The organism is Nocardia anaemiae NBRC 100462 (assembly GCF_001612725.1).
In the GTDB taxonomy this organism is placed as follows: domain Bacteria; phylum Actinomycetota; class Actinomycetes; order Mycobacteriales; family Mycobacteriaceae; genus Nocardia; species Nocardia anaemiae.
Genome location: NZ_BDAZ01000001.1, coordinates 399,034 through 411,316, shown reverse-complemented (window position 1 = coordinate 411,316; position 12,283 = coordinate 399,034). Strand labels below are relative to the sequence as shown.

General features: G+C 64.0%; 11 protein-coding genes. 6 read left to right on the top strand and 5 right to left on the bottom strand.

The window, feature by feature from the left end:
- The first annotated feature begins 228 nt into the window (after positions 1-228).
- On the top strand, positions 229-1,155 hold the full coding sequence (locus NA5_RS01785; protein WP_062981066.1) for an LppP/LprE family lipoprotein: 927 nt from the start codon (positions 229-231) through the stop codon (positions 1,153-1,155).
- Between the two features lie 211 nt (positions 1,156-1,366).
- A complete protein-coding gene (locus NA5_RS01780) occupies positions 1,367-3,148 on the top strand; it encodes an ABC transporter ATP-binding protein (protein ID WP_245672036.1) in 1,782 nt (593 codons plus the stop codon).
- A 33-nt stretch (positions 3,149-3,181) separates the two neighbouring features.
- Here the strand turns inward: NA5_RS01780 and NA5_RS01775 are convergent, their stop codons facing one another.
- The 3 genes from NA5_RS01775 to NA5_RS43100 all read right to left on the bottom strand — a co-directional run bounded on the left by NA5_RS01775 (position 3,182) and on the right by NA5_RS43100 (position 5,247).
- Positions 3,182-4,096 carry a D-alanyl-D-alanine carboxypeptidase family protein gene (locus tag NA5_RS01775; RefSeq protein WP_062981348.1) on the bottom strand — a complete coding sequence of 305 codons (915 nt, stop codon included), beginning with the start codon at positions 4,094-4,096 and terminating at the stop codon, positions 3,182-3,184.
- 355 nt (positions 4,097-4,451) lie between these two features.
- On the bottom strand, positions 4,452-4,799 hold the full coding sequence (locus NA5_RS01770; RefSeq protein WP_062981064.1) for a hypothetical protein: 348 nt from the start codon (positions 4,797-4,799) through the stop codon (positions 4,452-4,454).
- A 310-nt stretch (positions 4,800-5,109) separates the two neighbouring features.
- The gene (locus tag NA5_RS43100) at positions 5,110-5,247 is read right to left on the bottom strand and encodes an RICIN domain-containing protein (protein ID WP_084483802.1); all 138 of its coding nucleotides are present in this window, start codon (positions 5,245-5,247) and stop codon (positions 5,110-5,112) included.
- A 288-nt stretch (positions 5,248-5,535) separates the two neighbouring features.
- Between NA5_RS43100 and NA5_RS01760 the strand changes: the two genes are divergently transcribed.
- Positions 5,536-6,441, top strand: coding sequence for an aromatic prenyltransferase (locus tag NA5_RS01760; RefSeq protein ID WP_063813137.1), 906 nt, complete (start codon positions 5,536-5,538; stop codon positions 6,439-6,441).
- A 66-nt stretch (positions 6,442-6,507) separates the two neighbouring features.
- Here the strand turns inward: NA5_RS01760 and NA5_RS01755 are convergent, their stop codons facing one another.
- Together NA5_RS01755 and NA5_RS41605 are read right to left on the bottom strand one after the other, a co-directional pair.
- Complete coding sequence (locus NA5_RS01755; protein WP_218020029.1) at positions 6,508-7,707, bottom strand: FAD-dependent monooxygenase; 1,200 nt, start codon at positions 7,705-7,707, stop codon at positions 6,508-6,510.
- A 167-nt stretch (positions 7,708-7,874) separates the two neighbouring features.
- On the bottom strand, positions 7,875-8,231 hold the full coding sequence (locus NA5_RS41605; RefSeq protein ID WP_174555175.1) for a hypothetical protein: 357 nt from the start codon (positions 8,229-8,231) through the stop codon (positions 7,875-7,877).
- Positions 8,232-9,209: 978 nt separating this feature from the next.
- Between NA5_RS41605 and NA5_RS01750 the strand changes: the two genes are divergently transcribed.
- From NA5_RS01750 to NA5_RS01740, 3 genes are all read left to right on the top strand, one after another.
- A complete protein-coding gene (locus NA5_RS01750) occupies positions 9,210-9,827 on the top strand; it encodes a DUF4232 domain-containing protein (protein WP_157110172.1) in 618 nt (205 codons plus the stop codon).
- A 146-nt stretch (positions 9,828-9,973) separates the two neighbouring features.
- Complete coding sequence (locus NA5_RS42990; protein ID WP_307188854.1) at positions 9,974-10,924, top strand: hypothetical protein; 951 nt, start codon at positions 9,974-9,976, stop codon at positions 10,922-10,924.
- Between the two features lie 88 nt (positions 10,925-11,012).
- A complete protein-coding gene (locus NA5_RS01740; protein WP_062981055.1) occupies positions 11,013-12,056 on the top strand; it encodes a glycoside hydrolase family 183 protein in 1,044 nt (347 codons plus the stop codon).
- Positions 12,057-12,283: the final 227 nt, after the last annotated feature.

Genomic DNA, 12,283 nt, shown 5'->3' with positions numbered 1-12,283 from the left:
GCCGGTTGGATCAACGAGGATGCACTGAGCTACAACAGGTCTCGCGTCGCGGTTGCCCACCGTGGCGGATTCGGTCGACGCGGTTTTCTCGAATCCGAATGTAGGTGTCCTCGGTGAGGCCGACGGCGGGTTTACGAGGACACCGCCGGGCGTGCCCATGAAAGAAGGGGCGCAACGATATTCAGCCAAGACCCGAAGTGCTCTGTAGTACCGAGGGAAGGGCACTCGATGAAAAGGATCATCGCCATCATCGTGGCGGTCGCGGGGGTGACGCTGGCGACGGCATGTCAGGACGGCGTCACAACGCCGATGTCCGGGGCGTCGTCGGTGTCGAACTCCGCCACCGTTGCCGCGTCGGAATCGGCTCAGCCTCCTGTCACCGCGCAGCCACCAGGTGCCACGCAGCCCGCTGGTGACAATGCTCCTGCCACTGCCGGAAACGGCAGATGCGTCGATCTGAAGTCGGCGGTGGTAGCAGCTGCGCTCGGCACACTCGGTACCGGTGTCGGCGGCGAAGGGTTCTACGCGGACAGCGGCACCGACGCCTCCGTCGGTGCCTGTCCCGCCCTACTCTGGGTGCTCGCTGGGACTCCGCACGGCACCGCCAGCTCACCCTGGCACGTGATGCTGTTCAACCACGCGGGTTATCTGGGCACCGCGACCAAGAACTCGACTGCCTATACACAGGTGGTCGGCTCGTCCGATCGCAGTGTCCGGGTCCAGTACCGGTGGCTGGCGGGTAAAGACGCCAGTTGTTGTCCCTCGGGCGGGCCGGTCATTGTCACTCTCACCTTGGGTGCCGACGATCGCACGGTGACTCCGGACCGTGACTTCCCGACGGAGGTGACCGATCCGAGTTCAGCGAGTTCGCCGTCGGTGTGCCCGGTTACCAAGGCCGTTCTGCTCGAAGCGTTGCGCGGCACTGACATCGAGGCGCGGTTGGCGACGCCGATCGAACTCGAGGATCGAATCGACTGTGCGGGCGAGTGGGCGATGGCCCATACCGGAACCCACAACAATACTGTCAACCGAGCCCAAGTGTTGTTCCACTACGTAGCGGCCGAGGGAGGCTGGCGGCCTGTCGACGTCGGTAGTGCGCTGCGCTGCACCGAGATCGGCGTGCCTGCCGATGTCGCGGACAGGATCTGTCGCTGAGCCCCACCCGCCGACCGATTTGGTCAGCGCGGTATGCGGATCTTCCCGATCGCACGCTTCAGGGTCTGTCCGTAGCGAACCCACGCAGTAACCGACTGGTTCCGAGAGCGGATCCGGCTCGCGGTCGGCGAATATTCGCTGGCCGTAACCGCCTGGACGCGGGATCATTGCTCACCTGCGTCGCTCGTTCGATTCGAGACAAAGGGGGAGCATGAGTTCACGCGCGACGGCGGTCAGGCTGGTGCTGCGTTTTTATGGCCGGGAAATGGCCTCTCGCAAGGCTATAACGATTCCGGCGCTGTTGGCACCGGCACTCGGCAATGTCTGCAATCTGTACGTCGCGCCGCTGATCGTCGCCATGATGGTCGGTCGGGTCGCGGTAACCGGGGATACGAGCATCGGGGGTCTGGCTTCCTATATTTTCGCCTTCGGTGGCGTCCTGCTACTCGCGGAACTGCTGTGGCGCATCGGGATTCACTGTTTGAACCGAGTCGACGCCTACGGTATCGAGCATCTGTATGTGCTTGCCATGGACGAGCTGCTCGCCAAGGACGCGGCGTTCTTCCACAACAACTTCGCCGGTTCGCTGACGAAGCGCTCGCTCAGCTTCGCGACTCGGTTCGAACAGTTCGTGGACACCCTTGCCTTCGAGATCCTGGCAGCACTGGTGCCACTGCTGTTCGCCTCGGTTGTGCTGTGGCGCTACAACCCCATGCTGGTCGTTGTGCTGATCGGGATGATCGTGGTGACCGCGCTGGTCATCATGCCGTTGATCCAGCGCCGCCAGAAGCTCGTCGACGACCGGGAGGCCGCCATCGCGCAGGTTTCCGGGCATGTGGCCGACAGCCTGGCCAATATGCAGGTGGTGCGCGCCTTCGCCGCCGAACCGCAGGAGGCGGCCGAGCATCGGCGGCGGGTCGCCTCGTCGCGACGAAAGTCGTTGCGCTCCTGGGATTATGCGAACCAGCGGATAGATACGTTGGTGGCGCCGCTTTTGGTGCTCACCAACGTGATCGGCCTACTGATCGCGCTGGGCCTCAGCGGCGGGAATGCGGGTGTGGAGGCCATTGTGGTGGCATTCACCTACTACTTCAACGCCACCGGGATCATGTTCCGGTTCAACCAGATCTACCGGCGATTGGAGACCGTGCTCACCGAGGCGGCGCAGTTCACCGAACTGCTGCTCGACGAACCGAAGGTGCTCGATACCCGACATCCGGAACCACTGCGGCCCAAGGCCTTCGACGTGCGATTCGAGAGAGTGGACTTCACACACGCGGGTGCGCGGCAGCTGTTCCACGGATTGGATCTGCACGTGCCGAGCGGCGCCAAGGTAGGACTGGTCGGACGATCCGGTGGTGGCAAGACCACCATCACCCAACTGCTGCTGCGGTTGATGGATATCCAATCCGGAACGATACGCATCGGCGGGCAGGACATCGCCCGGCTGCGGCAGGCGGATCTGCGCAGTCTGATCGCCTATGTGCCACAGGATCCGGCCATGTTTCACCGGACCCTGAGCGAGAACATCCGATTCGCGCGCCCGGACGCTACGGACGAGGAGATCCTGCGGGCCGCCGAGGCCGCCCACGTCACCGAGTTCGCGGACGCGCTGCCACAGGGTATGGAAACACTCATCGGCGAGCGCGGCGTGAAACTGTCCGGTGGCCAGCGTCAGCGGGTCGCGCTGGCCCGGGCGATCCTGCGGAACGCGCCCATCCTGCTCCTGGACGAGGCCACCAGTGCCCTCGACTCGGAAAGCGAATTGCTTGTGCAGCAAGCGCTTTGGGAGTTGATGGAAGGGCGCACGGCGCTGGTCGTCGCGCACCGGCTCAGCACGGTGGCCGGGATGGATCGGCTGGTTGTGCTCGACCATGGGCGAGTCGTCGAGGAGGGGACACACGAGCAGTTGCTTTGCGCGCAAGGGACATACGCGCAACTGTGGCGGCACCAGTCGGGCGGATTCCTCGGCGAGGATATGGTGGCCCATTGATCGCCAGCCGCCGACACGACGAATCCGCAGGCATTAGCCGATCAGTAGTGCGCTCAGGATCGGCTCGTAGACCCAGTTCAACATGCGCTCGGCATCGTCCTTTGCGACGGCGGCGCTGTCGGGCGAGCTGTGCAGGACCACGCCGATCAGCGGTATTCCCGCCCTGACCGTCTCGAACAGCAGGCAGGTTCCCGCAGCGTCGGTGGATCCGGTTTTGATGCCGATCGTGCCGGGATAGTCGCGCAGCAGCCTGTTCGTGGTCTGCCAGAAGTGAGCGCGGTTACCCGGCCCGGCGGGCAGGTGATAGCTCTGCGAGCTGGCGATCTCGCGGAACACCGGCAGGCTCATCGCGCGCAGGCCAAGGGCGATCAGGTCCGCCGGTGTGGAGTAGGTGGAGTAGTCGGTGGGGGCGGGCAGCCCGCTGGGGTCGGTGAATTGTGTTCCCGCCAAGCCCATTTGACGCGCGGTGTCGTTCATTTTGGCGACGAAGCCGTCTTGGCCCGGCCCGTACGCCTCGGCAAGGGTATAGGCGGCGTCGCAGCCCGACGGCAGCATCATCGCGTATAGGAGCTGTCGCGCGGTGAGCACCTCGCCGGGGACCAGGCCCGCGGTGCTTCCGTCGTACTTGCTGCTGTAGGCGATGACCTCTTGCGGCACGGTAATGGTCCGGTCGAGGTCGCCCGCGTTGATCACCACCAGTGCCGTCATCACCTTCGCGATGCTGGCTATCGGGACCGGGGTGTTCGGCTCTCGCGACCACAGCAGTGTGCCGGTGATTCCGTCTGCCAGCGCTGCTCCTGACGCCTGCACCGCGCCCGGCTCAGAAGTCAGCCAGGGCAACTGAATATGGGCCTCGCTCGCGGCGGGAGCGGCCGCGACACCCTGACCGGCGACCACGACCAGCGCCCCGGCGACGACAGCCTGCAACAATCGGGCAAATGTCTGCATGGCGACATTCTGCTGTGTCGCGCCGTCAACTAGTGGGATTTCACCGCTCGAAATATGCGCGGCTCCGGCGACAGCATGCAATCGGCTAATCCAGGATGCGCTGAGCGCTTCCCGCTCGGATATGGTTTGTCGCCCCATTCGGCGAGGCCGATGCGTCCCGCCGGTCGGCGAGAACTCTTGCACACCGGCATTGCCAGACGCGTGGCGCCGAGCTACTGGGCACATGCGATGCCGCCGGAACTGTGGCCTGGCAGCGGCTGAGTGAGCATTGGCCCACGTGCAGGGTCGGTGAACCAGTCGAGTCCGAGCGGCGGGAGCGGCTCGGACTCGACCAAAAGGGTTGTGCCCTAAGGGATCAGGGCAGCACCTGCGGGATGACGTCCGGGTTTACCGAGGCGACGATCCCGCCGATGATGGCGCCGAGAAGGGTGGGCACAGGATCGATGAAGGAACCGGTGGCGGAGCCGATCGCAGCGCCCGCGGCCGCGCCGTTCAGCACTGGATCGGGGTACTGCGCGCCGGGGTTGGTGGTGACATCCTCGAGCGGGAGCCCGGCGATCGGCTGGGCGACAACCGGAGCCGCCGCGACAGCAGCCTGATCCGCGGAGGCGGAAGACGCACCCGCGAATACAACGGCCGCAGCTAACGGCAGGGCACTCACCGCAAGGACGCGACTCGTCTTGATCAGGGCAGAACGGAACATTGTTTTCCTAACCTTTCGGATCCTCGGAACAACCGAGTTCCACTACTTCATCAGGGGGAGACTGCCTCTTGCTGCTCGCATGAATAGACAGCAATCGAGCCGCCACTATTGCGCACCGGGCCCGACGATACTGCGCTACACGCGAACTCGCACATTATCGGCATCACGAAATGATCACCGGGGATCTGAACGGACAGCCGGGATCCACCGGTGCGCGCGAATAGCGCCGTTATGTGGCGAATGAGCATTGGGCGGGGTGATTTCGGAGCGCCAGTTCCCCGGCCGCGTGACTCGCATGAATGTCGGTCTGCTATCCGTTGGCTCGGAGGTCCCATTGCTGGTTCGTGCCAGCATTGCACTGATACTGCTCGACGATCGTTCCGTCGTCCGTGCTGAAAGCGGGCACGTCCAGGCACTTGTGGCTGTTGTAGTCGGCGCGCCGGGGCATGCCCGCAGTCGCCGGAACCCATCCGCTAGTGACCGTTTCAGGTCTGTGATGTACAACCGCGGCGGGGTCCTGATCGCCCGCGCGCCCTCAATGAGCCAGGCAGTCAAGGAGTTTCAGTCCCGTATGACTCCCATGCGCGAGTCCGCTGACTGAAGGTCAACGGTCGCGTCGCAGCGTAAAGTGCTGTCTACGTGCCATATTCGACTCTGCCGGACATGACTTGCTGTCTGGCGGAATGGGATTGGCGAGACCGCGATGCTGCTCGTAGCACTCAATCTGGGAGGACGCATGTTCACCACGACCGAATCCGAGCTGGACGATCTCTATGCGGCCATTGAGAAATCCGCGCAGCTGGTGAATGTCCCCTGCGCGCGAGATGCTGTCTGGTCGACCCTCACCGCATACGGCACGCTGCTCACGCAGTCCGTGATCTCGTTCAGAGTGGTTACCGACGCCCGCCGCTCGGGAGACCTCGACTACCGTTTTCTGACGCTGCCGAGGGACACCGACCCTTACGACATCGCCCTTTCCAACAAACTGATTCCCGAGACCGATCATCCGGTCGGAGCTCTCCTGGACCAGGTTCGGAAACAGTGCCCCATCGACAGCTACGGGATCGACATCGGCGTAGTCGGCGGCTTCAAAAAAATCTGGCCGTTCTTTCCTGCCGATGGTGTGCAAAAGGTATCGGAGCTTGCCGCACTCCCGGCCATGCCGCCCAGTCTCGGCGATCACGCCCGCATGTTCGCACGTCACGGTTTGGCGGACAAAGTCGGCTTGCTCGGCATCGACTACCACGACAAGACGATCAACGTGTATTTCCCTGGACTGTCAGCCGACTGCTTCGAACCCGGCGCCATCGTCTCGCTGCACCGAGACGCCGGACTACCGGACCCGAGCGATCAATTCCTCTCGCTCACCGAGAATGCATTCGATATATATGCCACCTTCAGCTGGGAATCTCCGCGGATCGAGCGCCTCTGTTTCCCCGTGATAACACCGGACCCGAGAACACTCCCAGTCCCGATCGACCCGGCCTTCGAGCGACTCGTCGACAACGTTCCGTTCAGCACGACCGACCGTCGATTCACCTATGCCGCCACCTCGTCGCCAGACGGAGAGTCCTACAAATTCAGTTGGTTTTACCAATGGCAGCCCAGGATCCTGGACAAGATGAAGACGTCCGATTCCTAGAACTGCCAATAGAGCGTGCCAACTGAAGCAATCTCGGCACTGCTCATGGTGCCCGGATTGTGGGGATCAGAACATCGATTGATCGGTCGGAATCGGTTCGGGTGGGCGTCGTGGTGACGGCAGTGGCATCGCGAGTTCGCCCCGTCGGGCAGCCCGCCGCCACCGCCGTCCGGAGTCGATGGCCCGCCGGATCCTGCGCACAGTGGGTACCTGGGTGAGCAGATGTAGCTGATATTGCCACGGCATTTGTAGTCCGTGCCGAGTCGCCATCGCATAGGCGAACTGCACGGCGCTGCGGTCGAGATAGCGGTCGGCGTGTTCGAACCAGATCATGCTGGTACGGGCGGCGGCCTGTATCGGGCGCAGCGCGGCGCGCCGCTGCGCATCGTAGTTCTCCAGTGCGTCGGCGACCTCGGCATGCTCGTACAGGTTCTGTGCGAGCACGACGGCGTCGACAATTGCCAACCGGGTGCCCGAACCGATGGTGAAGTGCGTCGTGTGCGCCGCATCGCCGAGCAGCACCACGTTGTCGTGATACCAGGACTTGTTGGTCACCTCGGGAAACCGGCTCCACCTTGCGAATTCGCCGCGTGTCTTGCTGATCAACGAGTGACCGTCGAGATGGCGGGTGAATATGTTCTCCAGAACACGCAAGTTCTCCAGATTGTCCATGGCATCGAATCCCAGTCCATGCCAAGTCTGCGGTTGGCACTCGACGATGCAGGTGCTGATTTTTTCGGCAACCGAAGGGTAGGCATGGAACCAGATCCAACCGGCCGAGGTGTGTTCGAAGGCGAAGGTGAATCGGGTGAAGACCTTGTCCGTGCCGAGCCAGATATATCGATTCTCGCCGAGTGTGACGGACGTGCCGAAACGATGGTTACCCAGCTGTCGCACCCGGCTGTTCGCGCCGTCGGAGGCGACGATGAGATCGGTGTCGTCGAAGCCGGACAGATCGTGGACCTGTCGCCCGTGCTGGACATCGACACCGAGGTCGCTCGCGCGTCGGGAAAGTACGTCGAGCAATGCCGCTCGACCCATGCTGAACCCGTAGCCACTGAAATGTGCGGTTTGGTTGCCGCGCAGATGTATTGCCTGTTCACGCCATAGGACCGACCCAGCACGCACCGCCTGGGCGCTGTCGGGGTCATTCCGATACAGAATGTCCAGCAGGTCATCCCAGTACACCACCCCCCAGCCATAGGTGGACCCGGGTGGATCGCGGTCGATCACCGTGATCGCATGGGCCGGGTCGCGCCGCTTCATCGAAATAGCGAAGTACAACCCGGCGGGCCCGCCACCTATACAGGCAATCTTCATCTCGGCACCAGTTCCAGCCCCGGATGGTCGAATCTGGTTACACGTGATCAGTTCTCGATGCGACCGAGCCCGGCACGCTGTGCGTGTCCGGGCTCAGTCACCGGCGCTAGGACCTAACCCCAGCTACCCCAACCACCCCCGCCCCAGCCCCAGCCGGGCGGGTTCCACCAATTCCACCAGCCGGGATTCCATCCCCAGCCGCCCCCGCCCCAACCGCCGCCGTGACCCCAACCGCCGCCGCCCCAACCACCGCCGCCCCAGCCGCCTCCACCCCAACCGCCGCCGCCCCATCCGGGGCCACCGCCCCAACCGGGGCTGTCGACGAGTTGGGTTGCAGACGTGGGCGCCGATGCGTGCGCGGTAGGCGCTTGCGCCGCGGCAGCAACCATCGGAATCGCAGCAACCGCTGCTGCACCAGCGGCGGCCGCCAATCGAGCGAACTTCGTGTGTGAATTCTTTCTGTCGGTCATGATAGGGCTCCAAAATGCTGTCCCGACCTGCTGGAATTCTACGCGGTTTCGCCGAACTCCAGAAGCCGCCGCGTTGACCGATTTAAACTGCCCGCCACATTTGGTTCAGCTGGCGAGGAGCGTAGGTGAAGCGGTCAGCTAACCGCTCGCAAGGCGCGGGCCGAGACTTCGGTATCCGGTCGCGCTCACCGCTGTTGTCCCTCAACTGATCTGTCGTGTTCGCACGTGATCTGTCATAAGCGTGGCGAGTCCGCATCTGGTCTGTCGGAATGATCACGAGCTGCGGTGGAGCGGCGACGATCAACCATCCATGGTCCGCGCGGCTGCCAATCTGGTTCACAGCGAATGGTCAGGGACACAGGCGGAACCGCGTCGAGCGGATGGAGCCGACCTGTGCCCGTGCCATCGCGATCGTCTGCCCGCGGTGATCTTCACCGATCATCTCGACCTCGATGACGCATGGCGCACGACGCCGATGACCTCATGCCACACCGACGACACCTGCTCGCCGAGGATGGCTAGCTGCGTCCAGGGCTCTGGACATTGCGGGCTACCTCGACGTGTCGAGCGCAGCCGACACCGATTCCCCGAACTACGCATTCGCATCGGCGTGGAGGTCGGACAACCGCTGAGCGTGCCCGACCCTGTGAACGGTTCACTGCCAGGGGTCGGCGAGGACCGCAGCGAGGGAGCCGCCGACCGCACTTGGCAACCGTCAGTGCTGCCGCGTCGTGTTGTTCTCCCAAGCTGGCTGTACATAACCCTCCAGGTGCGGTTCGCCCTGAGAGCGTCCGCCGCGTCAGCAAGCTCGCGACAGCGGCCGAGGAGTCCAGGTGGGACATCATCGAGTGACTGGTGCGGGTTCGGCGCCTGGGCTGTTCGCGCCGTCGACGGCGACCGATCGGTAGGGACGTATCCGGTTGTGGTGATTGCGTTTCCGCTGCACATCGGCCTGCTCGCGGAGTACGGTGAGCTGTTGTGAGGCGATTGCGAATGGCGTGGTGGCTGCTCACTGCGGCTACGGCCGCGACCGTCGGCGGTTGCGGTTCCGAACACTCGGCGTCGGATACGACGAGCAACAGCGCGGGCCCGGCGCTGCAGGTGGTTTCGGGATGGTCGGCCGCCCCGACATCGGCCGTGCGCGATTCGAATGCCGCTGCACCGCAATGTCGGACATCGGATCTGGCCGTCGGTCTCGGACCGGAAACCGCCGCTGCCGGAACCGTCGCCTTCCCGATCGTGTTCACCAACAACGGGTCCGGTCCGTGTGTACTCGAAGGCTTCCCCGGTGTCTCCTATGTCACCGGTTCCGATAGCGCACCCGTCGGTGCGCCCGCCGCCCGGGAGGGCTCCTCGGCGGGTCCGGTCCAGTTGGCTCCCGGCGGCCAAGCGTCGGCGCTTGTGTTCGCGGTCAACGTGCACAACATTCCGCCCGAGCAGTGTCAGCCGGTGGCGGTGCCAGGACTGCGAATCTACCCACCCGACAACACCGCATCGCTGTATCTCGAGCGCGCCGCGACGGCGTGCGGTAACGGCCAGGTGACTACGACCCAGCTGAGGGTCCGTGCCGTCGTGGCGGGTGCCAGCGGCCAGTAGTAGCTGTTCCGTTGCGGCGTCACCGATTACGACGCGGTCACGAGAAGTGCACTATCGATGACGTGGCAGGGGCGGCCACGGAGAATGGATAGCTATCACCCGAGATCCGGTCCCGCCGAGGGCCGGTCGACCTCTTGGAGGGGATTATGGTTGATTCCCTTTTCGCCGATGTGTCCGAGTTCCAAGTTCCGGTCGATGATTCCTATCCGTATCAGATCTTTTCGTGCCGCTCCAACGATGGGACCTACCGCGACCACAACTTCTACACGAACTATGCCTGGGCTGCTCGAGCCGCCGACGACGGGCGAATAGCCTGCTTCATCGTCTACTTCTATTGGCGGCCGAACTGGCTCGATACCGTGGACACTCACCGGAGCATGGTCGGCCAGGCGGGCGGCCCGCACCCGAAGATGGTCTCGATGATCGATGTGGAATCGGGCGGCAATCCCGGCGGGGACCAGTCCGACGGTATCAACCGCGCCTATTGGCGGCTGGCCGACTGGCTGGGCTCCACCCGCCGGGTCATCGGCTATGCGAACCGGTCCGATTTCGACAGCATGTGGCCGGTGCGCCCGGATGGGCTCAATATGATCGGCGCTGGTTACGGCGGTAACCCCCACCTGCCCGGTCAGATTGCGCACCAGTACACCGACGGCCAGGGATACGGCGGTGGCCTGCCCGAGGGCGCGCCGCCCTTCGGGAATTGCGACATGAACTCCGCCGACGGATTTTCGCCGGAGGATTTCGCCAACCAGGTCGGTGTCGGAGTCGTCGCGCCGGATCCGGTGACGGATATGTGGATTCAGTTCATGGGCATCGGCGGCAACGGCTGGCCGCAGTTGGCCGGTCGCACCCTCGTCGACGGTGTGGCCACCGTCGGGCAGACTCTCGGCCTGCCCGGGTTCGAACCACCGCACGGGCCGACCCAGGTCCCGCTGCCGCGTGACCTCGACGGACGCATCCGCGACGAGTGGATTCAGATGCGGGGTGTACAAGGCACCGGCTGGCCGCAACTGGGCGGCTGGTCCCTCGTCGACGCGATCGCGGCAATCGGACAGAAGCTCGATATCGCAGGCTTCCAGCCACCCACTCGATAGTCCTTGGTCTGGACCGAGAACGTCAACTGAGCCGCGGCATGGACCCGATTCGTCCTCGCCGCTGCCGCATAAGCCGAATTGAGGGCCTATGTCGAATCATTGGGGCACCGCGATCACCGGGTACGCCGGAAGCACGGCCAAGAAATTCGGGGTGGGTGGCGCCGACCTCGGGATCCCATATGACCGGAGCCATTTCCAGCCGGGTCGGTCCGGATTCGTTTTCGGCGACGCCTTCACCGGCGACGGCCAAGGCTCCGGCATATGGCTCGGCTCGCCGATCCTGCTGTTCAGCCCCGACCTTCCGGATGCCACCACCACCTTCACCGCAACCCCGGGCGGAGCGCAGGCAACACAAGCACTCAGTTACGCACACAACGCCGACAACGGCTACGGGTTCGAGGTCACCCGTATTCCCAACGACGCCTTCGTCGACCCCGACGGGCGAACGTGGTTGACCTACACCAGCGTTCACGACTGGAACGCACCCGATGATCGGTACGGCGCGCTGTTCTGCGGGCTCGCCTACTCCGACGACGACGGCGCCACCTGGACCGACTACGCGACCGTGTGGCCCAATGACGGCGACGGCTGGAGCCCGTTCATGATGCAGTCCTTCGCTGGCATCGGGAACAACAACGGCGACGGCTACCTGTATGTCGTATCGAAGGAATGGGGGCGCATCCACAATCGAGGAGGTCCGATCCTGATGCGCGTGCCGTGGCGGCAGATCGCCAGCCGCGGCGCCTACGAGTATTGGGGCTACAACGGCTCGAACTGGCAGTGGGGCAACCCGATACCCACCCCGTTATTCGCGGGAATGGGGCCCATCGGGGAGGTGAGTGTGAAAAACCTTGCCGGAACGTGGGTCATGTCTTACTTCGACGTCGGCGGCTACTGCATTTCCACCCGCACCGCACCGGCAATCGACCGGGTGTGGACCAGCCCGAAACGACAGATCTACGGTGCCGTCCCGTGGTGGCAGTTCTGGGTCCGCTCGTTCCCTCAGCTCTACGGCGGCTACATCCACCCCCGCTCCACCTCGCCCACCGACGTGACCCTGTATGTCTCACAATGGAACACCACCACGAACAACCCCTACTGGGTCATGCAATTCGACGGCATTACGCCATAGCCGCCGTTCGCAGGAAGGGCGTAGCCGGGCCGCCACCGCTGGCGCTGTCGAATCTGCGGGAGCAAGACCGCGCCACCGGTGCGGACATCACCATCGACCTTGTACTTCGCAGTCCCGCCGGATTCGAGGCCGCGACAGCCTGAACCACGGTCGTGCACGCTGTCGGGATCGCCGGTGCTGCTCCGGGATTTGCTGCGCGCCAAGGGATTATGGATCAGAAGGTGCCC

Bases quoted from the DNA above. Each gene is read 5' to 3' on its own strand.
- NA5_RS42990 (WP_307188854.1), top strand. From the start codon at position 9,974: ATGGTTGATTCCCTTTTCGCCGATGTGTCCGAGTTCCAAGTTCCGGTC.
- NA5_RS01775 (WP_062981348.1), bottom strand. From the start codon at position 4,096: ATGCAGACATTTGCCCGATTGTTGCAGGCTGTCGTCGCCGGGGCGCTG.
- NA5_RS01755 (WP_218020029.1), bottom strand. From the start codon at position 7,707: ATGAAGCGGCGCGACCCGGCCCATGCGATCACGGTGATCGACCGCGAT.
- NA5_RS01740 (WP_062981055.1), top strand. From the start codon at position 11,013: ATGTCGAATCATTGGGGCACCGCGATCACCGGGTACGCCGGAAGCACG.
- NA5_RS01770 (WP_062981064.1), bottom strand. From the start codon at position 4,799: ATGTTCCGTTCTGCCCTGATCAAGACGAGTCGCGTCCTTGCGGTGAGT.
- NA5_RS01785 (WP_062981066.1), top strand. From the start codon at position 229: ATGAAAAGGATCATCGCCATCATCGTGGCGGTCGCGGGGGTGACGCTG.
- NA5_RS01760 (WP_063813137.1), top strand. From the start codon at position 5,536: ATGTTCACCACGACCGAATCCGAGCTGGACGATCTCTATGCGGCCATT.
- NA5_RS43100 (WP_084483802.1), bottom strand. From the start codon at position 5,247: ATGCCCCGGCGCGCCGACTACAACAGCCACAAGTGCCTGGACGTGCCC.
- NA5_RS01780 (WP_245672036.1), top strand. From the start codon at position 1,367: ATGAGTTCACGCGCGACGGCGGTCAGGCTGGTGCTGCGTTTTTATGGC.
- NA5_RS41605 (WP_174555175.1), bottom strand. From the start codon at position 8,231: ATGACCGACAGAAAGAATTCACACACGAAGTTCGCTCGATTGGCGGCC.